This window comes from Cupriavidus sp. 291-E7, assembly GCF_057798835.1.
In genome coordinates this window covers 186,987-211,415 of the sequence record NZ_JBYOJV010000004.1, presented here as the reverse complement: position 1 = coordinate 211,415, position 24,429 = coordinate 186,987, and the positions used below count along the sequence as shown (strand labels likewise).

Annotated in this window: 22 protein-coding genes and 1 tRNA gene; 12 read left to right on the top strand and 11 right to left on the bottom strand. The window is 64.1% G+C overall.

Annotated elements, in window-relative coordinates; translation table 11 throughout:
* Nucleotides 1–58 precede the first annotated feature (58 nt).
* The 5 genes from ybeY to AC3FLX_RS09525 form a co-directional block, all read right to left on the bottom strand.
* Complete coding sequence (ybeY, locus tag AC3FLX_RS09545; protein WP_488695930.1) at nt 59–811, bottom strand: rRNA maturation RNase YbeY; 753 nt, start codon at nt 809–811, stop codon at nt 59–61.
* Nucleotides 812–813: 2 nt separating this feature from the next.
* Nucleotides 814–1,809, bottom strand: a complete 996-nt coding sequence (locus AC3FLX_RS09540) for a PhoH family protein (protein ID WP_488695928.1) — start codon at nt 1,807–1,809, stop codon at nt 814–816.
* A 6-nt stretch (nt 1,810–1,815) separates the two neighbouring features.
* Nucleotides 1,816–3,168 (bottom strand): tRNA (N6-isopentenyl adenosine(37)-C2)-methylthiotransferase MiaB, encoded by a 1,353-nt coding sequence (miaB, locus tag AC3FLX_RS09535; RefSeq protein ID WP_488695926.1) that lies wholly within the window; start codon nt 3,166–3,168, stop codon nt 1,816–1,818.
* A gap of 63 nt (nt 3,169–3,231) precedes the next feature.
* The gene (locus tag AC3FLX_RS09530; protein WP_488695924.1) at nt 3,232–3,609 is read right to left on the bottom strand and encodes a hypothetical protein; all 378 of its coding nucleotides are present in this window, start codon (nt 3,607–3,609) and stop codon (nt 3,232–3,234) included.
* Nucleotides 3,610–3,810: 201 nt separating this feature from the next.
* Nucleotides 3,811–5,499: a ClcB-like voltage-gated chloride channel protein gene (locus AC3FLX_RS09525; protein WP_488695922.1), complete on the bottom strand. Its 1,689-nt coding sequence runs from the start codon at nt 5,497–5,499 to the stop codon at nt 3,811–3,813.
* 247 nt (nt 5,500–5,746) lie between these two features.
* Between AC3FLX_RS09525 and AC3FLX_RS09520 the strand changes: the two genes are divergently transcribed.
* On the top strand, nt 5,747–7,336 hold the full coding sequence (locus tag AC3FLX_RS09520) for a DEAD/DEAH box helicase (RefSeq protein ID WP_488695920.1): 1,590 nt from the start codon (nt 5,747–5,749) through the stop codon (nt 7,334–7,336).
* Nucleotides 7,337–7,348: 12 nt separating this feature from the next.
* Complete coding sequence (locus AC3FLX_RS09515; protein ID WP_488695918.1) at nt 7,349–8,398, top strand: serine/threonine protein kinase; 1,050 nt, start codon at nt 7,349–7,351, stop codon at nt 8,396–8,398.
* Between the two features lie 31 nt (nt 8,399–8,429).
* Here AC3FLX_RS09515 and AC3FLX_RS09510 read toward each other — a convergent pair whose 3' ends face one another.
* Nucleotides 8,430–8,873: a universal stress protein gene (locus AC3FLX_RS09510; protein ID WP_488696215.1), complete on the bottom strand. Its 444-nt coding sequence runs from the start codon at nt 8,871–8,873 to the stop codon at nt 8,430–8,432.
* A 325-nt stretch (nt 8,874–9,198) separates the two neighbouring features.
* Between AC3FLX_RS09510 and AC3FLX_RS09505 the strand changes: the two genes are divergently transcribed.
* On the top strand, nt 9,199–9,873 hold the full coding sequence (locus AC3FLX_RS09505; protein WP_488695916.1) for a LuxR C-terminal-related transcriptional regulator: 675 nt from the start codon (nt 9,199–9,201) through the stop codon (nt 9,871–9,873).
* A gap of 181 nt (nt 9,874–10,054) precedes the next feature.
* A complete protein-coding gene (gene panP, locus AC3FLX_RS09500) occupies nt 10,055–11,713 on the top strand; it encodes a pyridoxal-dependent aspartate 1-decarboxylase PanP (RefSeq protein WP_488695914.1) in 1,659 nt (552 codons plus the stop codon).
* A 119-nt stretch (nt 11,714–11,832) separates the two neighbouring features.
* Here the strand turns inward: panP and AC3FLX_RS09495 are convergent.
* From AC3FLX_RS09495 to AC3FLX_RS09475, 5 genes are all read right to left on the bottom strand, one after another.
* A tRNA-Met gene (locus tag AC3FLX_RS09495) sits at nt 11,833–11,909 on the bottom strand.
* Nucleotides 11,910–12,107: 198 nt separating this feature from the next.
* Nucleotides 12,108–13,805: an MFS transporter gene (locus AC3FLX_RS09490; protein ID WP_488695912.1), complete on the bottom strand. Its 1,698-nt coding sequence runs from the start codon at nt 13,803–13,805 to the stop codon at nt 12,108–12,110.
* A 321-nt stretch (nt 13,806–14,126) separates the two neighbouring features.
* Entirely contained in the window at nt 14,127–14,477 is a 351-nt protein-coding gene (locus tag AC3FLX_RS09485; protein ID WP_488695910.1) for a DUF4212 domain-containing protein, read from the bottom strand.
* On the bottom strand, nt 14,474–16,048 hold the full coding sequence (locus tag AC3FLX_RS09480; protein ID WP_488695909.1) for a sensor histidine kinase: 1,575 nt from the start codon (nt 16,046–16,048) through the stop codon (nt 14,474–14,476). Before AC3FLX_RS09480 ends, AC3FLX_RS09485 begins: the two co-directional genes overlap by 4 nt.
* Before the next feature lie 24 nt (nt 16,049–16,072).
* Complete coding sequence (locus AC3FLX_RS09475; RefSeq protein ID WP_488695908.1) at nt 16,073–16,762, bottom strand: response regulator; 690 nt, start codon at nt 16,760–16,762, stop codon at nt 16,073–16,075.
* Between the two features lie 262 nt (nt 16,763–17,024).
* On the opposite strand from AC3FLX_RS09475, the gene recA reads away from it, so the two are divergent.
* From recA to AC3FLX_RS09435, 8 genes are all read left to right on the top strand, one after another.
* Entirely contained in the window at nt 17,025–18,086 is a 1,062-nt protein-coding gene (gene recA / locus AC3FLX_RS09470; protein WP_488695906.1) for a recombinase RecA, read from the top strand.
* Nucleotides 18,087–18,183: 97 nt separating this feature from the next.
* A complete protein-coding gene (gene recX / locus AC3FLX_RS09465) occupies nt 18,184–18,642 on the top strand; it encodes a recombination regulator RecX (protein ID WP_488695905.1) in 459 nt (152 codons plus the stop codon).
* A gap of 342 nt (nt 18,643–18,984) precedes the next feature.
* Complete coding sequence (locus tag AC3FLX_RS09460; protein WP_488695904.1) at nt 18,985–19,656, top strand: DUF2889 domain-containing protein; 672 nt, start codon at nt 18,985–18,987, stop codon at nt 19,654–19,656.
* Between the two features lie 90 nt (nt 19,657–19,746).
* The gene (sucC, locus tag AC3FLX_RS09455; protein ID WP_488695902.1) at nt 19,747–20,913 is read left to right on the top strand and encodes an ADP-forming succinate--CoA ligase subunit beta; all 1,167 of its coding nucleotides are present in this window, start codon (nt 19,747–19,749) and stop codon (nt 20,911–20,913) included.
* Nucleotides 20,914–20,971: 58 nt separating this feature from the next.
* Nucleotides 20,972–21,853: a succinate--CoA ligase subunit alpha gene (gene sucD, locus AC3FLX_RS09450; RefSeq protein WP_488695901.1), complete on the top strand. Its 882-nt coding sequence runs from the start codon at nt 20,972–20,974 to the stop codon at nt 21,851–21,853.
* Between the two features lie 289 nt (nt 21,854–22,142).
* On the top strand, nt 22,143–22,838 hold the full coding sequence (locus AC3FLX_RS09445; RefSeq protein WP_488695900.1) for a TerC family protein: 696 nt from the start codon (nt 22,143–22,145) through the stop codon (nt 22,836–22,838).
* Nucleotides 22,839–23,116: 278 nt separating this feature from the next.
* The gene (locus AC3FLX_RS09440; RefSeq protein ID WP_488695898.1) at nt 23,117–23,620 is read left to right on the top strand and encodes a pilin; all 504 of its coding nucleotides are present in this window, start codon (nt 23,117–23,119) and stop codon (nt 23,618–23,620) included.
* Nucleotides 23,621–23,881: 261 nt separating this feature from the next.
* Nucleotides 23,882–24,382, top strand: a complete 501-nt coding sequence (locus tag AC3FLX_RS09435) for a pilin (protein WP_488695897.1) — start codon at nt 23,882–23,884, stop codon at nt 24,380–24,382.
* The last annotated feature ends 47 nt before the right edge of the window (nt 24,383–24,429 follow it).

Below are 24,429 nucleotides of genomic sequence, written 5' to 3'. Positions count from 1 at the left end.
CAGCCCCGTGACGGCTGCATTGCAATGCCGCATCCGTCACAGGTAGCCGTTCGTGTGACTACTCGCGCACCGGCAGGTATGGGTCGCTGAATCCCAGCGCCTGCAGCGTCTCGGTTTCGATCGCTTCCATTTCCTCGGCCTCGGCATCGTCATCGTGCTCGTAGCCCTGGGCATGCAGCACGCCGTGCACGATCAGGTGGGCGTAGTGCGCCTCCAGCGGCTTCTTTTGCTGTTTCGCTTCGGCCTCGATCACGGGGCAGCACAGCACGATGTCGCCGGTGACCGGATCATCGGCGTTCTCGGCATAGGCAAAGGTCAGCACGTTGGTCGCATAGTCCTTGCCGCGATACGTGCGGTTCAGCGTGCGGCCTTCCTCTTCGTCGACGAAGCGCACGGTCAGCGCGGCGTCGGCATAGAGCGCCGATTTCACCCATTTCTCGATCGGCTTGCGACCCGGCACCCCGGGACGCTTTTTCGCGCCGTCGCCAAACTGGATGTCGAGCTCGACTTCAGGCGGCGTGGCCGGCGTGCCGGTGGTGGTCACGATCGGCGTGGCGGTGACCGCCACGGACAGCGTGTCGCTGTTGTCGGGCCGCACGAGCAGGCCAGCCTGCTGGCGCGTATCGGTGTGCTCGGCCAGCAAGGCGACCACGCCTTCGTTGGCTTGCGACAGGTCGAGCGTCAGGCTGCGGCCATCGGCCAGCTGGATGCGCAGCGCGTGGGCCGACGCATTGCGTGCGCGGCCTTCGGCGTCGAACAGGACGACGCGCGTGGCGTCGGTCGTTTTTGATGCGGGAGACTTCTTGGTCAAGATCAGGCGTCCTTGTGCTGGGCGTGATATTCGTCGTAAGCCTCGACGATGCGGGCCACCAGCGGATGGCGCACGACGTCGATGCTGGTAAAGCGCGTGAAAGCCACGCCGCGCACATCGCGCAGCACGTGCTGCGCCTCCACCAGGCCGCTCTTCTGGCCGCGCGGAAGGTCGATCTGCGTGGTGTCACCGGTGATCACGGTCTTGGAACCGAACCCGATCCGCGTCAGGAACATCTTCATCTGTTCCGGCGTGGTGTTCTGGGCTTCGTCCAGGATGATGAAGGCATGGTTGAGCGTGCGGCCGCGCATGTACGCCAGCGGCGCAATCTCGATCATCTGCCGCTCGAACATCTTCTGCGTGCGATCGAAGCCGAGCAGGTCGTAGAGCGCGTCATAGAGCGGGCGCAGGTACGGGTCCACTTTCTGTGCCAGGTCGCCCGGCAGAAAACCGAGCCGCTCGCCCGCCTCCACGGCCGGGCGCGTCAGCACGATGCGCTTGACCACGTCGCGCTCCAGCGCGTCGACGGCGCATGCCACGGCCAGGTAGGTCTTGCCGGTGCCCGCCGGACCAATGCCGAGGGTCAGGTCGTGCGAAAGGATGTTGCGCAGGTATTCGCGCTGGGTGGCCGTGCGGCCCTGCAGGCCAGCGCGGCGCGTATGTAGCACGGGCGATTCATCGTCCGGGCCGGTGGGTGCTTCCCCGTCGTTGCCGGGCAGGTAGGCGCCGTGCGCGGCGATCTGGCGCGATTCCACCAGGCCGAGCTGCACATCGTCGATCGACAGCGTCACCTTGGCGTTGTTGTAGAAGCGTTCCAGTGCCAGCGCGGCATCCTGCGCGCGCTCGCCGCGCACGGTCATGCGGTGCCCGCGGCGCTGGATCGTGACGTCCAGCGCCTGCTCGATCTGGCGCAGGTTTTCATCGAGCGGCCCGCACAGGTTCTGCAGGCGTGTGTTGTCGTCCTTGGGAGCGACGAATTCCGCTGAAGGGATCTTCATATTGCCTTATTGACGCACGACGATTTCACCGCGCAGCGAGTGCGGGAACGCCTGCGTAATGTTCACGTCGACCATCTGGCCGACCATGCGGTCACGCTGGGACTGCGGGACGCCCGGCACCGCGAAGTTGACCACGCGGTTGTTCTCGGTCCGGCCATGCAGCTCGGTCGGGTCCTTGCGGGCCGGGCCTTCCACCAGGATGCGCTGCACGGTGCCAACCATTCCCTGGCTGATCCGCACCACATTCTCTTCAATCGCGGCCTGCAGAATCTGCAGCCGGCGCAGCTTCACCTCGTACGGCGTATCGTCGTGCAGGTTGGCGGCCGGCGTGCCGGGGCGCGGGCTGAAGATGAACGAGAACGACGTGTCGTAGCCGATCTCGTGGACCATCGCCATCAGTTTGTCGAAGTCGGCATCGGTTTCGCCGGGGAAGCCGATGATGAAGTCCGACGACATCGACATGTCCGGGCGGATGGCACGCAGACGGCGGATGATGCTCTTGTACTCGAGCACGCTGTAGCCCCGCTTCATGGCCATCAACACACGGTCCGACGCATGCTGCACGGGCAGGTGCAGATGATTCACGAGCTTGTCGCAGCGTTCGTACAGTTCCACCAGCCGCGACGTGAATTCCTTCGGATGGCTCGTGGTGTAGCGGATGCGCTCGATGCCGGGGATCTCGGCCACGTATTCGATCAGCAGCGCGAAGTCGGCAATCTCGCTCGTGCCGCCCATCGTGCCACGGTAGGCGTTCACGTTCTGGCCCAGCAGCGTGACTTCGCGCACGCCCTGATCGGCCAGACCGGCCACTTCGGCCAGCACGTCCTCGAACGGGCGCGACACTTCCTCGCCGCGCGTGTACGGGACCACGCAGTAGCTGCAGTACTTCGAGCAGCCTTCCATGATTGACACGAAGGCGCTCGGGCCGTCCACGCGGGCCGGCGGCAGGTGGTCGAACTTTTCGATCTCGGGGAACGAGATGTCGACCTGCGACAGGCCGGTGGATTGACGGCGGTTGATCAGGTCGGGCAGGCGGTGCAGCGTCTGCGGCCCGAACACGACGTCCACGTACGGGGCGCGCGAGACAATCGCCGCGCCTTCCTGGCTGGCCACGCAGCCACCCACGCCAATGACGAGGTCGGGCTTGGCGGCCTTCAGCGCCTTCATGCGGCCCAGTTCGGAGAACACTTTCTCCTGGGCCTTTTCACGGATCGAGCAGGTGTTGAACAGGATCACGTCGGCGTCTTCGACGTTGTCCGTGGGCTCCATGCCCTGCGTGGCGTTCAGCACGTCCACCATCTTGTCCGAATCGTACTCGTTCATCTGGCAGCCGTACGTTTTGACAAATACCTTCTTCATGGTGCCGGTCTCAGTGGTTTACCTGGGGGCAGCCAGGGCACAACAGGTTGTTTCGTAAAAGGGTCAGTGCGCGGCCTTCCAGGCTTTGACTTCCGCGTCGGTCAGTACCCACGCGGTCAGCAGCTGGCCATAGAGGTCGAGCTTGTATCGCACATTGAGCTTCCTGCCTGCCACCGTTGCCGGGTTCATCAGCATCGTTTCGGTGCTGAAGATCCGTAGGCCGGGAGCCACGCCGACGATCTTGCCGTCGAGCTTGGCCTGCAGCGGATCGGTGGCGGATGGCCGCGCCAGCTCCATGCGGGCCATCGGCGCGTCCGCTGGAATCACACGCACGGGCGCGCCCGGCATCGGCTGGGTTTCCTGCGCCAGGACAGGGGCGGCGGACAACAACAGCACAGCGGCGCACGCAATGTGCGACGCACGCGAAAACAGCTTCAGCATGAAGACTCCCGACAAAAAATACAGCGATCGTTCTTGGAATACCGCCGGCGCCGGACGCCATCACGCTTGCAGCCACATCGCGCAGGCAGGGTAACCGGCGATTTTACCCGTTTGCGCCGCGGGCAGGGGGATGCCACGTCTGAGCGATGTGGCGCAAACCGTACATCGCTGGCGCGTGAGTCTGGCGCAGGTGAGTCCGGCTCAGAACAGGCAGGACGCTTCCTGCAGCACGCGCTGCTTGGACACCGTCCCCATCAGCTCGCGGCTGGCGGTGTCGCGCACCAGCGGAATCCGGTTGATGCCATGTTCGGAGAATATCGCCAGCGCATCGCGCAGCCGCGAGTCGGGCGTCAGGGAGGGGAATGCCAGGTCGCCCAGTGACAGCAGCGTGGCGTCCGGCGCTTCTCGCTGTGCACGCTGGACGGCGTGGATCGAGATCGCGCCCAGCAGCTTGCCGCTGGAGTCCACCAGATACAGGTAGCGCGTGCCGGTTTCGGCAAACTTGTCGGCGGCCTGGGCCAGCGTGGCCTCGGGATCGATCACCGTGTCGGTGGGATCGCACAGCCCGGCCAGGCGCAGCCCGCGGGCGCGCTCGACAGCGGCCGATGCCTGCGCGCGCTCCACCACCACGCTGTAGAGCGACAGCGTCTGGCAGCGGGACGCCGTGTAGTAAGCCGCCACGGCGCCGATCATCAGCGGCAGCAGCAGCGTGGGTGCCAGCGTCATCTCGAAGACCATCAGGATCGACATCAGCGGTGCCTGGCTGGTGGCGGCCAGGAAAGCCGTCATGCCGACCAGCGGCAGAACCGGCGTGGCCGTGCCGCCCGGAATTGCCAGCGCCACCAACTGGCCAAGTGCCGCGCCGACGAACATCGATGGCGTGAAGACACCGCCAACGGCGCCCGAGCCCATGCTGACCACCGTGGCCGCGAGCTTGGCCAGCAGCACGCCCCAGACGGCCACGGACAGCGGTTCGTTGCGCAGGATGGTCTGGATCGTGTAGTAGCCGTTGCCTACGACTTCCGGCACAACCGTGGCAAGCAGCCCCACCAGCAGGCCGCCCAAGGCCAGGCGCCCGACCGGGCCACCGGGAACATGCTGAAAGGCATTGCGCGCCAGCGTATTGGCGCGCATGAACACTGCGCCGGACACGCCGGCAATCAGGCCGATACCGGCGGCGGCCAGCAGCAGATGGGGCTGCTGGAGCAGGTCCGGGCCGATATGCAGGCCCGTGTAGAGCGGTTCCAGGCCCCCGCGCCACTGGCTGACCATCGTGCCTGCCACGGACGCCAGCAGCAGCGGCATCAGGCGCTGCACGGCCAGTGCGCCAAACACGACTTCGGCGACGAACACGGCTGCCGACAACGGCGTGTGATAGGCCGTGGCCAGGCCCGCCGCCGCGCCGCACGCGGTCAGCATGCGGCGCATATTGCCGTCGCCGGTACCCTGGTCGGCCCGTCCGGAAGGGAAGAGCGATCCAGTGAGCGCGGCAAGCTGGATCATCGCGCCTTCCTTACCCACGGAACTGCCCGAGACGATCGAGCAGAACGACGACAACGCGCGCAACAGCGTAATCCGCACGGGCAGGCGGCCGGTGCCGCGCGCCACCGCTTCCATATATTCGCTGGGCAGGGTTTCGGTGCGGGCATAGCGTTGTGCCGCCACCAGCAGCGCACCGGCCAGGGCGCCACCCATCATCGGGATCACCACGCGCCAGGCCAGCGCCAGTCCGGCAAAGATCAGCACGATGTCGGCATCCTTGCCGAACATGACCAGCCCGCTGGCTTCCAGCGCATCCTTGAACAGCGTGGTCACGATGCCGGCCAGCAGGCCGACCGGGATGGCCGCAAAGAGTGTGACTTCCTGGTCTTCGAGGAAACGGAACCGCATGGCGATGAGGAAGGGAGGGGGCTTGGGCGCGCCGGCACCGGGTGGCCGCCATGATAGCGCAGCGCCACCTGGCACCGACAAGCGACGCGCTGCTTTCCACAGGCTGGTACACTACGTGCCTTTCCAGCCCGGGAACGGGGGCAATCGACCCATCCCGCCGGCCTGACCCTCAGGTACGGTTATCTACCCGAGCCGCTTCACGATTGGCGCACATCTGCTGCGCGATGGGCGGCCGAAGCGTCATTTCATGTCTTTTTCCGAACTTGGCTTGTCCGACAAGCTGGTGCGTGCCGTGGCCGAACAGGGCTACACCACGCCTACCCCAATCCAGGCGCAAGCCATTCCCGCAATTCTGAAAGGTGGCGACCTCCTTGCCGGTGCTCAGACCGGTACCGGCAAGACGGCGGGCTTCACGCTGCCGATGCTGCAGTTGCTGTCCGACTCCGCGGCGCGTAATCCCGCGCCGCGCGGTGCCCGTCCGCAGGTGCGAGCCCTGGTGCTCACGCCCACGCGCGAGCTTGCCGCCCAGGTCGAGGAAAGTGTGCGCAACTATGGCAAACACCTGAAGTTGCGCTCGATGGTGATGTTCGGCGGCGTGGGTATCAATCCGCAGATCGATGCCCTCAAGCGTGGCGTGGATATCGTGGTTGCCACCCCGGGCCGTCTGCTCGATCACGTCTCGCAGCGCACCATCGATCTGTCGCATGTGGAACTGCTGGTGCTCGATGAAGCCGATCGCATGCTCGACATGGGCTTCATCCACGACATCCGCAAGATCCTGAACATCCTGCCGGCCAAGCGTCAGAACCTGCTGTTCTCGGCCACGTTCTCGGACGACATCCGCGCACTGGCGGATCGCCTGCTGAACAATCCCGCGTCGATCGAAGTGGCACGCCGCAACACCACGGCCGAAACCGTGGCGCAGCGCGTGTTCCCGGTGGATCGCGATCGCAAGCGCGAACTGCTGGCCCATCTGGTGCGCCAGCACGACTGGCACCAGGTGCTGGTCTTCACGCGCACCAAGCATGGCGCGAACCGCCTGGCGGAACAGCTGACCAAGGACGGCCTGTCGGCGCTGGCCATCCACGGCAACAAGAGCCAGTCGGCCCGCACGCGCGCGCTGACCGAATTCAAGGCCGGCACGCTGCGCCTGCTGGTGGCGACCGATATCGCCGCACGCGGCATCGATATCGACCAGCTGCCGCACGTGGTGAACTTCGACCTGCCCAATGTGCCCGAGGACTACGTGCACCGCATCGGCCGCACGGGCCGCGCGGGTGCCGAAGGCGAGGCGATTTCGCTGGTATGTGTCGACGAGCACGTCTTGCTGCGCGATATCGAGCGCTTGATCAAGCGTCAGATCGAGCAGGTAGTGCTGCCGGGGTTTGAGGTGGACCCGTCCATCGCGGCCGAGCCGATCCAGAAGGGTCGTCAGCAGCGCGGCGGCGGCGGTCAGGGCCGTGGCGCGCAGCCGCGTGGAAACGGCGGCGGCAATGGCAATGCCAATGCCGGTGAACGCCGCGCGCCGCGCGCACCGCAAGGGCAACGTCAGGACGCCCCGCGTCAGCAACGTCCGGCACAAGCAGCCGCCCAGCCGGCGCGTGGCGAGGGCCGAAACGGCAATGGCAGCGGCAATGGCAATGGTGCGCAGAACGGTGCGGGCAAGCCTGCCGGCCAGCGTCCGCAGCAGCCGCGTTCACAACAGCCGCGTCAGCAGCAGGCTCGCCCGCAACAGGCGCGTCCGGCGCAGGACGCCGCTGGTGCGGCGCCGGCTCGCAATCGCCGTCCTGCTCCCCAGGCAGCGCTGCTCGGCGGTAACCGCAAGCCGGCACCCTGATCGAACCCAGCGATGACAACGCCGGATAGCCCTGCACCGAACGACGATGTCCCCTACGCGGGACTAACGCCAGAGTGCATTCTCGATGCGCTCGAGGCTGCGGGGTTCTATCCGGATGGTCGTCTGCTGGCGCTGAACAGCTACGAGAACCGCGTGTGGCAGGTTGGCATCGAGGATGCCTCGCCGGTCGTCGTCAAGTTCTACCGGCCCGGCCGTTGGACCGACGCGGCGATTCTCGAAGAGCATGCGTTCGTGCAGCAGTTGGCCGACGCCGAAATCCCCGCGGTGCCGGCGCTGGGCGCCAGCATTGGGGGGCAGCCACAGAGCACGCTGTTGATGCACGCGGGCTTCCGGTTCGCGGTATTTCCACGCTGCGGTGGCCGTGAACCGCCGCTGGACCAGGCGCAGACGCGTACGTGGCTGGGCCGGTTCATCGGCCGGATTCACGCCTGTGGCGCTGCCGCGCCATACCAGGCGCGTCCCACGCTCGATATCGAAACCTTCGGCGTGGCCTCGCGCGACTACCTGATCCAGCACGACTGCATTCCGGCCGACCTGCTCGTCGCCTGGCGCGCAGCGGTGGACCTGGCGCTAGATGCCGTGCGCCGTTGCTACGAACGGGCTGGCGACGTGCGTTCGCTGCGCCTGCACGGCGATTGCCATCGCGGCAATGTGTTGTGGATTGATGAAGCCGACGCGCGCGGCCGTGGCGTGCCAGGACCGCATTTCGTCGATTTCGACGACAGCCGGATGGGTCCGGCGGTGCAGGATATCTGGATGCTGCTGGAAGGCGACCGCGCCGCGATGCAGGACCAGTTGGCCGACATCGTGGCGGGCTACGAGGACTTTACCGATTTCGATACGAGGGAGCTGTGGCTGGTGGAAGCGCTGCGCACGCTGCGGCTGCTGCACTACAGCGCGTGGCTGGCCAGCCGCTGGCGCGATCCGGCGTTTCCGGCGGCATTTCCCTGGTTTGGCACCGCGCGCTACTGGCAGGATCGCATCCTCGAACTGCGCGAGCAGATCGCGCTGATGGACGAACCGCCACTCTGGGCTACCTGATTCGTCCGCGTTCGGGTAGTTTTAGGCCGTCTCAGGCCTTCTGGTCCTTTTCCGCTTTCACCATCACCACCGGGCAATCGGCCTGCGCCAGCACGCGGCCTGCTACGGAACCCAGCACGGCGTCGAAGAACGATCCCCGGCCGTGCGTGCCCATGACGATGGCATCGGCAGTCACCGACTTCGCAAGGCCCAGAATCTTTTCCGGCGGATAGCCGTGCAGCGCGTGGCGCTCGAACGGAATATGCGCGGCCTCAAGAATTGCGCAGACCGATGTCATGGCCTTCTCGCTGGCTTCGTTGTGCCACGCGTCGATGGTTTCCTTGCTGACGAACGCACGCACCTGACCCGTAACGTCGGGCGATACGTGCACCACGTGCACCGTGAATCCGGTCTGCAGCAACTTGCCATCGGCAAGAAAGCGTGCGGCGGCATCGCTGAAGGGGGAACCGTCGGTGGCAAGCACGATATTGGACAGCGGGGGCATGGCGCAATCTCCTTGGAAAATACGTCGGGCGCTGGAGCGCAACGTGACCATCATGGCACGCGCAAGATGCTCACTTCGTAACGTAGATCAAATCCATGCGGAATATTTGAGGATTTCACGATTGTCATTTGCTTGGCCATCCGAATGGTCGAGGGACTGACGGGTCTAACGGCGCGGCTCGTGGACACAAGTCCGAAACATCTGAAATTTCTGTAGGAATGCCCAGACGCTTCGTTGCCAAGATCCAGACCTTTCCGTAACCCCCCGCGCTGCCGGATCTCTAAGCTTTGCCGGTTCCTTCACTCGGAGATCCGACATGCCCAATGCACTGGTTATCGATCCGCACCCCGTTATTCGCCAGGCTGTCTACCGCGTCCTGACCGAGGACGCCGGCTTTGCCGAAGTTCGCCTGGCACCTGGTGGTTCCAATGCCCTGCTTGCCTTGCGCGAGCGCGCCGCAGATCTGGTTGTGACGGATCTGCACCTCGACGATGTGCCGGGAGACGCCGTACTGGAAGAAGTTGTGTCGACCTGCCCGGACACGCGGGTGCTGGTGCTGTCGGCACAGCGGCGCGCGGCGGAGCGGGCATTGCTGGCCGGCGCGCACGGCTTCATCGACAAGAATGCCGGCCTGGAGGGGCTGGCCGATGCCGTGCGCGCGGTGATGGGTGGCTACGCCGCCTTTCCGCTAAGGTCGCTGCCGACCTTCCGCCGCGCCGCGGCCAATCCGGCTGACCCCAGAAGCTTGCTGAGCCGCCGTGAACTGACCGTGCTGCGCTTTCTGGCGGCGGGGCATTCCAACAAGGCAATTTCGTCGGTGCTGAACATCAGCAACAAGACGGTGAGCTCGCACAAGGCCAGTATCCTGACCAAGCTGGGCCTGAACTCGCTGATCGACCTCGCCGAGTTCGCGCGTATTCATGGGCTGGCGCCCTCGGAAATCGCGCCGGCGACACTGCGGCCGAAGATCCCGGCGGCGTCACTCGGCTAGGTCTCCACATCCACGAGGCTCACCGGCACGAAGGCGCGGCTGCGCGGACCTCGTGCGGGCTTTGCCGAAGCCGGTACGGCGCGGATACGGAATGTATCTGCGCCGCCCGCCAATCCGGCATAATTCCAGCCCTATCGGTGCCGCTTGTTGCGGCGGCACGGCACTGGAACGGACAAGGCAGATGAAGGCGCGCACGACGGAGACGTCAGACAACGCTCGCGAGGCAACCGCGCAAGACGCGCATGCGGACACCGATTGTCCGTTGCACTGGTTCGATGCGGACCGGGGAGCGTTCGAGGATCTGGAACGCCGGATCGCCGAGCATCCCGCGGACTTCTTTGCGAGCCCGGATTTCGATCCGGCCGGCGCCTGCGCTACGCGCGAGGCGCAGTTCACCTCGGTGGACCTGCCGGAGAATCCAACCGCCCCGCAGGTGCACGCCGATCATCTGCTGCACGACGTATTCCGCCACGTGATGCCGGTGGCCGCGCCAACGTTCGTCGGTCACATGACCTCATCGCTGCCATCGTTCATGCCGTCACTGGCAAAGATCGTGGCAGCGCTGAACCAGAACGTCGTGAAGCTGGAAACCTCGGGCGCGCTGACGGGGCTGGAGCGCCAGGTTATCGGCATGCTGCACAAGCTGGTGTTTGGGCGCGAGGACGGTTTTTACGCCCAATGGCTGCACAATGCGGAGCATTCGCTCGGCGCATTCTGTTCGGGTGGCACGACGGCCAACCTGGCCGCACTTTGGGCTAGCCGCAACAATGTGCTGCGCGCCCGCGAGGGATTCGCCGGCATCCATAGCGCCGGTTTGCCGGCGGCGTTGCGCCACTACGGGTACGACGGATTGGCGATCGTCGTGTCGGAGCGCGGTCATTACTCGCTGCGCAAGGCCGCCGATGTGCTGGGCATCGGCCGCGACAATCTTGTGCCGGTGGCCGTCGATGCCGACGGGCGCATGCGTATCGACAAGCTGCGCGAAACGCTCGGGGATCTGGAGCGGCGCAATATCAAGCCAATGACCATCGTCGGCATTGCGGGCACGACCGAGACCGGCGCAGTGGATCCGCTCGATGCCATTGCCGATGTGGCACAGGAAGCTGGCTGCCATTTCCATGTCGATGCGGCCTGGGGTGGCGCTACGTTGCTGTCTGAGCGAGAGCGTGGGCGGTTCGCCGGCATCGAACGGGCCGACTCCGTCGTCATCGACGCTCACAAGCAGTTCTATGTGCCGATGGGTGCCGGCATGGTGCTGTTCCGCGATCCGGCCTGGGCGCAGGAAATCATCCAGCATGCGAATTACATCGTGCGCAGGGGATCGGTGGACCTGGGCCGCCATACGCTCGAAGGCTCGCGCGGTGCGGCGGCCGTCATGCTTTACGCGAACCTGCACCTGCTGGGCCGCAAGGGGCTGGCCAGGCTGATCGACACCGGCATCGACAATGCGAAGTTCTTCGCATCACTGATCGAGCAGCAACCGGACTTCGAACTGGACAGTCGGCCGCAGCTTTGCATCCTCACCTATCGCTACGTGCCGGAGGCCGCGCGGGCGGCGCTGGCATCCGCTTCGACCCCGGCGGACCAGCGTGAGCGGATTCAGGAGGCGCTGGACGCGCTGACGATCAGCATCCAGGAAATGCAGCGCGACGCCGGCCATTCATTCGTGTCGCGGACGCAATTGACGTCGTCGCAGTGGGACGGGCGGGCCATCGCGGTGTTCAGGGTGGTGCTGGCGAATCCGGATACGACGCACGAAATCCTGCAAGGCGTGCTGGAGGAGCAGCGAACGCTTGCGGCGCAGAGTCCCAAGCATGCCGCGCTGATGGCGCTGGTCTGAGTCGACAACGATGGACGCCCCGAACGCTGCGGCGTGCGGGGCGGGTACGCCTTGAAGCCCTAACGAGCCCCAAAGCAAAAAGCCGCAATCCCGTGAAGGATTGCGGCTTTTCAAATAGATGGTGGCGAATCAGGGACTCGAACCCCGGACCTGCGGATTATGATTCCGTCGCTCTAACCAACTGAGCTAATTCGCCAACGAAGACCGCAATTATACCTACGCTTTGCGGCCTGTCAACACCTTCGTGACAACTTTCTGCAAGCTTCGGCGGCTGCCAAAAAAAATGGCAGACCCTGGGGTCTGCCTGGAAGGAGCGGCTGGCCTGTAGGCCAGCCATCCTGAGCGAGGGTTACCGGTCGTATCCCTCCGGTGAATGCTGCGATGTTCTGGCTGTTCAGTCGTTGGCGTAGATGTCGATGTCCTTGGTCTCGCGGACGAACAGCGCGCCCAACACGAAGGTCATGGCGGCGATCACGATCGGGTACCAGAGGCCGTAGTAGATGTTGCCGTTCTGGGCCACCAGCGCGAACGAGATGGTTGGCAGCAGGCCGCCGAACCAGCCATTGCCGATGTGGTAGGGCAGGGACATCGACGAGTAGCGGATGCGGGTCGGGAACATTTCCACCAGCATGGCCGCGATCGGCCCGTAGACCATCGTCACGTAGATCACCAGGATGACCAGGATCACCAGCACCATGATCGTGTTCATCTGGGCCGGATCGGCCTTGGTCGGGTAGCCGTGCGACGACATCTCCGTGCTGACTGCCTTCTTGAAGTCGGCGATCTGCTTCTTGCTGGCGTCGTCGAACGTGCCCTTGCCGACGGTGGCGTCGAAGGCCTTGATCTCCTTGTCGCCGATCTTGACCGAAGCGACCGTGCCGGCCGGGGCGTTCACCACGTCATAGCTGGCGGAGGCCTGTGCCAGCGTACGCTTGGCGATGTCGCACGAGCTGCGGAAGTCGATCTCGCGGGCGATCGGGCTGCCCTGGAACGAGCAGGTGGCCGGGTCGGCCGTGACCACGATCTGTGCCGACTGCTGGGCGCGTTCCAGTGCCGGGTTGGCGTAGTGGGTCAGCGCCTTGAACAGCGGGAAGTAGGTCAGCACGGCCAGCGCGCAGCCCAGCATGATGATCCACTTGCGGCCGATCTTGTCCGACAGGGAGCCGAAGAAGATGAAGAACGGCGTGCCGATCACCAGTGCGCCGGCGATCAGCAGGTTGGCCGTCTTGGCATCGACCTTCAGCACCTGCGTCAGGAAGAACAGCGAGTAGAACTGACCCGTGTACCAGACCACGGCCTGGCCGGCGGTCAGACCCACCAACGCCAGGATCACGATCTTCAGGTTGCGCCATTGGCCGAATGCTTCGGTCAGCGGTGCCTTCGAGGTCTTGCCTTCGGCCTTCATCTTCTGGAAGGCCGGCGATTCGCTCATCGACAGGCGGATGTACACCGACATGGCCAGCAGCAGGATCGAGACCAGGAACGGGATACGCCAGCCCCACGTGTCGAAGTTCGGACCCGTCGCTTCACGAACCAGCAGGATCACGATCAGCGACAGGAACAGGCCCAGCGTGGCGGTGGTCTGGATCCACGCCGTATAGGCGCCGCGCTTGCCGTGCGGCGCGTGCTCGGCCACGTAGGTGGCCGCGCCGCCGTACTCGCCGCCCAGTGCCAGGCCCTGCAGCATGCGCAGCAGGATCAGGATGATCGGGGCAGCCCAGCCGATGGTGGCGTAGCCCGGCAGCAGGCCGACGATGAACGTCGACAGGCCCATGATCAGGATGGTCACCAGGAAGGTGTACTTGCGGCCGATCATGTCGCCAAGGCGGCCGAACACCAGCGCGCCGAACGGGCGCACGATGAAGCCGGCGGCGAATGCCAGCAGCGCGAAGATGAATGCGGACGTCGGATCGAGGCCGGCGAAGAACTGCTTGGCGATGACCGCCGCCAGCGAACCGTACAGGTAAAAGTCGTACCACTCGAACACCGTGCCGAGGGAAGAGGCCAGAATGACCTTTTTCTCTTCCTTCGTCATCGGCGCATTGTGAGCCGTGCCGCCAGGCACCGCTCCCGCGTTATGCGCGTTTGCCATTTGTTGTCTCCTCCGTTTCCGTTCTTCCGTCGAAAATCTTTAAAGGGTCCCTGTCATTGGAGCCGCGTGCGTGTGCGCGGACCGGCCCATTACGGCAAGGTTGCAACGATTGTGGGAGGCGAAACTTACTGAGTTCTGACAGATTCAAGCCAAACCGGTCTGAATCCGTCGGGGTATACGCTAGCCGCGGCGCCAGTCTTGCGGGCGCTGGCCGTGCTGCATTGCGAGGCTTTGCAAGTCACAACCGCATGGCGTCGCGGCGCGCGGCGTTCTTGCCCCGCAGCAATTGAGGCGGGTCGAGAGGAAACCCTTAGATCGCCCTTAGATCGTGCCAGGGTCAGCGTTGCCGGACTTGCCGTCAGGTTGGGCAGGCGGTGCCGGATGGGCGTCGATGTGGGCCTGTTCCTGTGCGTGTATCTCGTCGTCGGCGCGGTTCATGCGCCAGGCGTAGAGCGCCGCCATCAACACGTAGAGGATCAGCGACCCTTGCGCGGCCATCCAGAACGAGAACGGCCAGCCCATGAAGTCGAAACGCAGCTCGCGCGCGAACCAGCTCACGACGAAGGTCACAAGAAACCACGCTGCCAGCAGCGCAACGATCCATCGCACGTTGTGATACCAGGCGCGCCGTTCCTGCGGCGTCATCTGGTCGCGGGGCGTTCTTCTCTTCATGCGGTCGTCTCTTCGGACGGCGTGCGGCGCAGCGTAATACGAAAGCGCGCGCCGGCCATGCGCGGCGATGCCTGGTAGACGTTGTCGTCGATCGTGACTTCGCCGCCGTGCTGCTGCACGATTTCGCGCACGATCGCCAGGCCCAGTCCGCTGCCTTCCGTATTGGTGCCCAGCACGCGATAGAAGCGTTCCATCACGCGCTCACGCTCCGTGGGCGCAATGCCGGGGCCGGTATCTTCCACGTCGAGGTAGGCAAACGGTTCGAACGCATCGGTGCTCACGCGCACCGTGGCATGGCCGCCGGAAGGGGTGTAGCGGATGGCGTTGTCGACGAGGTTGTTGAGCATCTCCGTCAGCATCAGGCGGTTGCCCGTGATCAGGACCGGATGATCGTCGGCTTCCAGCCCCAGGTCGATGCGCCGCGCCCACGCCTGCGGCAGCCAGTCCTTGACGACGTCGCGCGCCAACGCGGAAAGATCCAGCGGCGCCATGCCGCCCGCGCCCGCCAGGTTCTCCATGCGCGCCAGCGACAGCAACTGCGTCACAAGGTGCGCGGTGCGCTCGGAGCTGCCGGCTATCTGCGCCAGCGAACGACGCAACTCTTCGGGCGACTGCTCGCGCTGCGCCAGCTCGGCTTGCATGCGCAGTCCGGCCAGCGGTGTCTTCATCTGGTGCGCGGCATCCGCGATAAAGCGCTTCTGCGTTTGGACCGACTGGTCGAGCTGCGCCAGCAGGTCGTTGAACGATGCCACCAGCGGCGTGATTTCCTGCGGCGCGGCGCGCTCGTCGATCGGGCTGGTATCGCCCGGGTTGCGCGCGCGAATGCGCTGCTGAATCGCGGTGAGCGGCGCCAGGCCGCGTGTGAGACCGAACCACACCAGCACCACCGCCAGCGGCAGAATCACGAACTGCGGCAGGATCACGCCCTTGATGATTTCGTTGGCGAGCCGTGCGCGCTTGTCCAGGGTTTCAGCCACTTGCACCAGCACCGGCTGGTCGCCGCCGACATTTTTCAGATCGACATAGGTATAGGCCACGCGCACATCGTTGCCGGCCACGCGATCGTCGCGCATCGACACCAGCCCGGCATGGCCCTGTTCGTCCTCGGGCGGCAGGGGCAGGTCGTGGTCGCCAGCGACATACTCGCCACGCTTGCCCACCACCTGGTAGTAGATGTTGTCGGTCTCGTCGGCGCGCAGGATCTCGCGGGCCGAGAGCGGCAGCTGCAGTGTCACGCGCCCATTTACCTCGCGCACCTGCTGAGACAGCACGATGGCGCTGGCTTCGAGCGCACGATCGAATGGCCCGTTGGCGATCGATTTGGCCACCAGGTACGTGACCGCGATGCTCATCGGCCAGAGCAGCAGCAGCGGTGCCAGCATCCAGTCCAGAATCTCGCCGAACAGCGAACGCGGCGCGGGATGCGCGGACGTTTCCTCAAGATGCGGTAGCGCGTCGGCCAGCGCCGAATCTTCGGCGGCGGCGTCGGCCAATGTGGGGCGCGCCGGTTCAGGCGTGTAGGTGGCGCCTGTGGCGGAATGGCGTCGCCAGGGCAGGCGCAGCAGGCTCATGGACGTCCCATCTCGGATTCGGCGTCAACCATGCGTGGCCATCGCGGGCTGGAATTTTTCCAGGCAGTAGCCCAGGCCGCGCACGGTGGCAATGCGGATGCCGCCAACCTCGATCTTCTTGCGCAGGCGGTGCACGTAGACTTCGATCGCGTTGTTGCTGACTTCCTCGCCCCATTCGCACAGGTGGTCCACGAGCTGTTCCTTCGATACCAGCCGGCCGCTGCGTGTGAGCAGGATTTCCAGCAGGCCGATCTCGCGCGCGGAGAGGTCCAGCATCTGGTCGTTGAGGAATGCAATGCGGCCGACCTGGTCGAATGCCAGCGGGCCGTGGCGCATCAGCGTGGCGCCGCCGCCGGCACCGCGCCGGACCAGCGCGCGCACGCGCGCCTCCAGCTCGGACAGTGCAAAGGGCTTGGCCATATAGTCGTCGGCGCCCAGGTCCAGCCCCTTGACGCGTTCGTCCACGCCGTCGGCCGCGGTCAGGATCAGCACGGGCAGCATGGCGCCGCGCGCACGCAGCCGCTTGAGCACTTCCAGGCCGGGCATGCGCGGCAGGCCCAGGTCCAGGATCAGCAGGTCGAAACTCTGCGTGGAGAGTGCTGAATCGGCTTCCACGCCATTGGCGACGTGATCGACGGCATAGCCGGATTGGCGCAGCGAGCGCGTCAGGCCGTCTGCCAGCACGTCGTCATCTTCGGCGATCAGAATCCGCATGGTTTGTCTCCACCCTTGTCCAGCTTTTTTGAGGCCGGCATTGCCGTCCGCCGGGCGCGGTACCGGTGGGGCTTGCCAAGCATACTGTTTTTTTATACAGTACCCGTCATTCCGCGCAGGTGGTCCCGAAAGGGATCCGCGCCGAGGCCGGGTCAGGCGCCAGAGCTTCCGAATTCAACCGGAAAAGCCTTAAAAATCGGGCGCCAAGCCGCATGCGGCCTATTTATACACCAATTGCTATCAATTGAACTGAAGGACGACCATGGACGACAAGAAGGCCGGCGCCGGCGTGAGCGCTGAGAAGCAAAAGGCGCTTGCCGCCGCGCTCTCCCAGATCGAGAAGCAGTTCGGCAAGGGCTCGATCATGCGCCTGGGCGATGGCGACATCGAACAGGATATCCAGGTGGTATCCACTGGTTCGCTGGGCCTGGACATCGCGCTGGGCGTGGGCGGACTGCCGCGCGGCCGCGTGGTCGAGATCTATGGCCCGGAATCGTCGGGCAAGACCACGCTGACGCTGCAGGTCGTGGCCGAAATGCAGAAGCTGGGCGGCACCTGTGCGTTCATCGACGCGGAACACGCGCTGGACGTGCAATACGCCGGCAAGCTCGGCGTGGACGTCGGCAACCTGCTGATCTCGCAGCCGGACACCGGCGAACAGGCGCTGGAAATCACCGACGCGCTGGTGCGCTCGGGCTCGATCGACATGATCGTGATCGACTCGGTGGCCGCACTGGTGCCGAAGGCCGAAATCGAAGGCGAGATGGGTGATTCGCTGCCGGGTCTGCAGGCCCGCCTGATGAGCCAGGCGCTGCGCAAGCTGACCGGCACCATCAAGCGCACCAACTGCCTGGTCATCTTCATCAACCAGATCCGTATGAAGATCGGTGTGATGTTCGGTTCGCCCGAAACCACGACCGGCGGTAACGCGCTGAAGTTCTACGCGTCGGTGCGCCTGGACATCCGCCGCATTGGCTCGATCAAGAAGGGCGACGAGGTGGTGGGTAACGAAACCAAGGTCAAGGTAGTCAAGAACAAGGTCTCGCCGCCGTTCCGCGAGGCGTTCTTTGACATCCTCTACGGCCAGGGTATCTCGCGTCAGGGCGAAATCATCGACCTGGGCGTGGATGCCAAGATCGTCGAGAAGTCGGGCGCGTGGTACAGCTACAACGGCGAGAAAATCGGTCAGGGCAAGGACAACGCTCGCGAATTCCTGCGTGAGAACCCGGACATCGCCTCGGAAATCGAGAACAAGGTGCGTGCCGCGTTGGGCGTGGCGCTGACGAACCCGGTAGCTGCCGCACCGGCCGAGATCGAAGACTGAGGGTCTTGCCACTCGGCAACGGAAGCCGTCGCATGACAGTGCGGCGGCTTTTTTATTGTTTCGCGCCCCTGCTCTTATTCGTCACTGCTGATTTCCGATGGTTGGTACCCGCCCCCCGCTCTCTCTGAAAGCCCGTGCCGTTGGCTATCTTTCACGCCGCGAGCATAGCCGTGCCGAGCTGGCGCGCAAGCTGGCGCCGCATGCCGAATCGGCTGAAGAGGTGGAAGCATTGCTCGATGCCCTGGAGCGTGAAAACTGGTTGTCGAACGACCGCTTCGTCGACAGCCTGGTCCATCGCCGCGCCAGTCGCTATGGCGCCGCGCGTGTGATGCAGGAAGCCAAAACGCATCAGCTTGGCAACGAGCAGCTACGTGATCTCCAGGACAGGTTGCGCGATACCGAGCTGGATCGGGCAAAAGAAGTCTGGCGCAAGCGCTTTGGCGTGCCGCCGGATACTCCTGAGGCGCGGGCCAAGCAGATCCGATTCATGATGGCGCGCGGCTTTTCCCGGGCCGTGGTCGGCAAGATCATCCGCGGCGCGGAGGACGAGGAGTAGCCAGTTGCATACCTGCGTACGCATAAGGGGTATTCGTCTGGCCGTCAAGCCGGTTGTCGTACCACTGATGCAACGCAGCGGCGCGCCTCCCGGTTTTCCGTATTCCCTGATGTGGCGCGGGTTTGCCGCTTTTGCCCCTGCAACAATCGGCGCCAGACAAAGCGTTCCGCAGGATGTTCCCGGTCAAAGCAGCGCGGCATGTTAAACTCCACGAGTTCTCCGGCCCAGGCGGCCGTCCGGCAAGCGCCGGGCTGTCCGCAAGAAAGCGGGTTGCGGAGTTCGCCATAAGCTTTGCCCCTGAATACCGCCACACATCAGCCTGCCGCTTCAGCCCCTGCTGTCATGCCGCTTTCCCCACCCGTCAATCGTGCTTTGCGTCATCGCCGTGCCATCACGGCCGAAGCGTATTTGCGGGACGACGGCCTGTGGGACATCGAGGCACGCCTGACGGATACCAAGCCACGCGATATCGAGCTGGCCGGTAACCGCATCCGGCCCGAGGGCCAGCCGCTGCATGACCTGTGGCTGCGCGTGACGATCGACCTGCGCCTGAATATCGTCGATGCCGAAGCGTGCTCCGACTGGGTTCCGTATCCCACGCATTGCGACACGATTGGCCCGGCCTACCGTCAGCTGATCGGCTTGAATCTGACGAAGGGATTCCGCAAGGCCGTGCGCGACCGGCTGGGCAGCGTGGCGGGCTGCACCCACCTTACCGAGCTGGCCGGCGTATTGCCGACCGCTGCAATCCAGGCCTTCGCGGGCGATGTGTTCAAGATCCGCGACGGGGCCGACGATCCCAATCCCGAACCGCCCATGCAGCTTCATGGATGCCACGCGCTCCATTTCGCAGGCGAGGCAGTTCGCCAGTTTTACCCGCGCTGGTATGGTCACCAGCCGAAACCGAAAGCCGGCGCTGCGGCGTCGTCCCCCCAGACCGCGTCACGCGCCGATGCCCCCGCATCAGGTGGCGAAGACACCCTGGCCCACCGGCCCAACGGTACGTCGGGCTGACCGTCACGGTCGGCTCAAGGAAACAGGCGCAAGCCCTTCGTCTCCAAACATTTTTCCAATCCCTTTACGCCTACCCGAAAGGAAACACGCATGAATATCCATGAGTATCAAGGCAAGGAAATCCTGCGCAAATACAATGTGCCGGTTCCGCGCGGCATCCCGGCTTTCTCGGTCGAAGAGGCCCTGAAGGCGGCTGAACAGCTCGGCGGCCCGGTGTGGGTCGTCAAGGCGCAGATCCACGCAGGCGGCCGCGGCAAGGGCGGCGGCGTGAAGGTTGCCAAGAGCATCGACGAGGTCAAGACCTACGCCAGCAACATTCTCGGCATGACGCTGGTGACGCACCAGACCGGCCCGGAAGGCAAGAAGGTCAACCGCCTGCTGATCGAAGAAGGCGCCGACATCAAGAAGGAACTGTACGTTTCGCTGGTGGTGGACCGCGTGTCGCAGAAGGTGGCCCTGATGGCCTCGAGCGAAGGCGGCATGGACATCGAGGAAGTCGCTGCCCACACCCCGGAAAAGATCCACACGCTGATCGTTGATCCGGCCGAAGGTCTGAAGGACGCCGACGCCGACGACATCGCCCGCAAGATCGGTGTGCCCGACGCAAGCATCGCCCAGGCTCGCCAGGCCCTGCAAGGTCTGTACAAGGCGTTCTGGGACACCGACGCTTCGCTGGCCGAAATCAACCCGCTGATCCTGACCGGCGACGGCAAGGTCATCGCCCTGGACGCCAAGTTCAACTTCGACTCGAACGCACTGTTCCGTCACCCGGAAATCGTTGCGTACCGTGATCTGGACGAAGAAGACGCCAACGAAATCGAAGCCTCGAAGTTCGACCTGGCCTACATCTCGCTGGACGGCAACATTGGCTGCCTGGTGAACGGCGCCGGCCTGGCAATGGCCACGATGGACACCATCAAGCTGTTCGGCGGCGAGCCGGCCAACTTCCTGGACGTGGGCGGCGGTGCCACCACCGAGAAGGTGACCGAAGCCTTCAAGCTGATGCTGAAGAACCCGAACGTGCAGGCCATCCTGGTCAACATCTTCGGCGGCATCATGCGTTGCGACGTGATCGCCGAAGGCGTGATCACCGCGTCGAAGGCCGTGCAACTGGGCGTGCCGCTGGTCGTCCGCATGAAGGGTACGAACGAAGAACTGGGCAGGAAGATGCTGGCCGAATCCGGTCTGCCGATCATCTCGGCTGACACGATGGAAGAAGCCGCCCAGAAGGTCGTGGCCGCTGTCGCTGGCAAGTAAGGACAACTTTCGTTGCCGCCTGGCCGCAGCCGGGCGGGGCGACTAAAAGGACTAGCAAATGAGCATTCTGATCAACAAGGACACGAAGGTCATCACCCAGGGCATCACCGGCAAGACCGGTCAGTTCCACACCCGTGGCTGCCGTGACTATGCCAACGGCAAGAACGCGTTCGTTGCCGGCGTGAACCCGAAGAAGGCCGGCGAAGACTTCGAAGGCATTCCCATCTACGCCAGCGTCAAGGACGCCAAGGCACAGACCGGCGCCACCGTGTCGGTGATCTACGTGCCGCCCGCGGGCGCTGCCGCCGCCATCTGGGAAGCCGTCGACGCCGACCTGGACCTGGTGGTCTGCATCACCGAAGGCATCCCCGTCCGTGACATGATGGAAGTCAAGGACAAGATGCGTAAGCAGAACAAGAAGACGCTGCTGCTGGGACCGAACTGCCCGGGCCTGATCACGCCGGACGAAATCAAGATCGGCATCATGCCGGGTCACATCCACAAGAAGGGCCGCATCGGCGTGGTGTCGCGCTCGGGCACGCTGACGTACGAAGCCGTGGGCCAGTTGTCGGCTCTGGGCCTGGGTCAGTCGTCGGCTGTCGGTATCGGCGGCGACCCGATCAACGGTCTGAAGCACATCGACGTGATGAAGATGTTCAACGACGATCCGGATACGGACGCCGTGGTCATGATCGGTGAAATCGGCGGTCCGGACGAAGCCAATGCGGCTTACTGGATCAAGGAAAACATGAAGAAGCCGGTGGTTGGCTTCATCGCTGGCGTGACCGCGCCTCCGGGCAAGCGCATGGGCCACGCCGGCGCGCTGATCTCGGGTGGTGCCGACACCGCTCAGGCCAAGCTGGAAATCATGGAAGCCTGCGGTATCAAGGTCACCAAGAACCCGTCGGAAATGGGCCGCCTGCTGAAGGCAATGCTGTAAGCAGCGCGCTCATCGCGGCACCGTGCGCGGCTTTCAAGCGGCGAGCGGTGCGGCGTGCAGTACACGTGGCCATGTGCCGCGACATTGCCCTCGCCATTGCGGCGGGGGCAATGTCATTCTGGCGGGGCGCTCCCTAGGGTATATCCGGAGGGCGGCTACGCCACGTTGAAACCGAATCGAAAGGTTTCTGCGATACATCTTCATGTCTGGAAGTTCAGACATCCGAAAGTCCGCAGAAAGCAAGGTCCGCGGGCACGGAACATAACTTTGATATTCGAGGAGTCTTGCCGTGGAATTGTTGTCCAGCAGCACGTTCTGGATTGCGCTGGGATCGATCATCCTGACCAATATCGTCCTGTCGGGCGATAACGCCGTGGTGATCGCGCTCGCATCGCGCAACCTGCCCCCCGCCCAGCAAAAGAAGGCCATCTTCTGGGGCAGCGCCGCCGCCATCATCATGCGCGTGGTGCTGACCGTGGCTGCAGTCAAGCTGTTGAGCCTGCCGTACCTGAAGATCGTGGGCGCCATCCTGCTGGTCTATATCGGCGTGCAACTGCTGACTGGCGACGACGACGAAGATGGGCATGACGCCAAGGACAACATCTGGGCCGCGATCCGCACGATCCTGATCGCCGACCTGGTCATGTCGCTGGACAACGTGGTGGCTGTGGCCGCCGCCGCGCAGAAGGGTCCCGAAGGCAGCCAGCTGATGCTGCTGATCATCGGCCTGGGCCTGTCGATCCCGCTGATTGTCTTTGGCAGCACGCTGCTGCTGAAGGTGATGGAGCGCTTCCCGATCATCATCGTGCTGGGCGCTGCGCTGCTGGGCTACCTGGCGGGCGAAATGCTCGTCAGCGATCCGGTGGACGCCGAATGGTTCCAGGTACACGTGCCGCATGCCCACCTGGTGTTTGGCGTGATTGGCGCGGCCCTGGTCGTGCTGATCGGTAAGCTGTTGCGCCGCCGCGGCGCGCAGACCGCCTGACGACAGCATCGGGCAACACCGAAGTATCATCGCGAGCCTGAAACGGGCGACCCATAACGGGTCGCCCGTTTTGTTTTTGCAACACCCAAAGCTGCGGCATCCAAACCACGGACTCCTGCGGATTTCCAAACAATTCCCACTTTCCTGTGGGAATTGTCCGAGGTCATTGGGACCTTGCCAGCGTTCTTCCGATCATGACCCCGCGACGCCTTGCATGCCTGCCGGTGTGCGGCGCGTTGCAGAACTTCTCATCCAACACATCAATGAAAGGGGTCAATATGCAACGCAATCCGAACGCCATCCGCCGTGGCTCGCGCCTTACCGTTTTCGGCGCACGCGGCTTTTCGCTGATCGAGCTGATGATCGTGGTGGCCATCATCGGCATCCTCGCAGGCATCGCCATACCGCAGTACCAGGACTATGTGGCGCGCTCACAATTCACCGAAGGCGTGAACCTGGCGTCGGGCCAGAAGGCTTCGGTGACCGAAACGTTCTCGTACACGGGTGCCTGTCCCGACAACGGCAGTGGCGCTGCCGACGGCGTTCCCGCGGCGGCCTCCATCGTCGGCAGCTACGTCGAGAACGTGCAGGTTGGCGGCACTGCCACCGACGCCGGCGGGTGCACGATCACGGCGAACTTCAAGGACGACGGCATTGCCAAGGGGCTGGCCGGCAAGTACGTGACGCTGACGATGGGTAACGCCGACAAAGGATCGGTGACCTGGAAGTGCGAGTCGTCGGCCAACAAGAAGTACCTGCCACAAGCCTGCTCGCAACTGTAGGCAGCGAGCGAATCGTGAGCGCGATGAACGTCGTATCGTGACAAGTGGATGCGGATCGGATGCGTCCGATCCGCATTTCAGAAGCATCCGATCCGGACGATGGGTGTCGGATTTGTGGTGACTATCTGTAAATGCGACATCGGGTGTGGTCTTGTACTAAATCAAATTTGATGTGCCGTGACTCCCCTGAAGATTGCGCCGTGCCGAGGCCCGTGGAGGCCGTTGGCGCGCCATTCAAAACAAACTCGATAGGGGGTCAACATGCAAAACCGCAACCGTATCCGTAGTCGCATCCGCCATGCTGGATTCACGCTGATCGAACTGATGATCGTCGTCGCAATCATTGGCATCCTGGCCGCGATTGCGATTCCTCAGTACCAGGATTACATCGCCCGGGCTCAATTTTCGGAGGGATTGAGTCTGGCGTCGGGGCAGAAGGCGCCAGTGATGGAAACATTCTCGCAGACCGCCAGTTGTCCGAATAACGCTGCCCAGATGTCATATGGCATTCCGGCTGCCGTCGATATCTCAGGCAAATACGTGGAGCGGGTGAACGTCGGCGGAACGTCAAATGACTCCGGCAACTGCACGATCATGGCGACGTTCAGGCAGAAGGATGTGTCCAAACAGCTGGCAGGCAAGACCATGACGCTGACGATGAGCAACGCCGACAAGGGTGCGGTCAAGTGGGAATGTTCGGCAGACAAGATCGAGCAGCGTTTTCTTCCGCAGGCATGTGTCGGCTCGTCCAAGAAGATTTGAGGACGCTGCTGTGAGGGTGCGGGCCGATCGCTCGGTCCGTGTTTCGA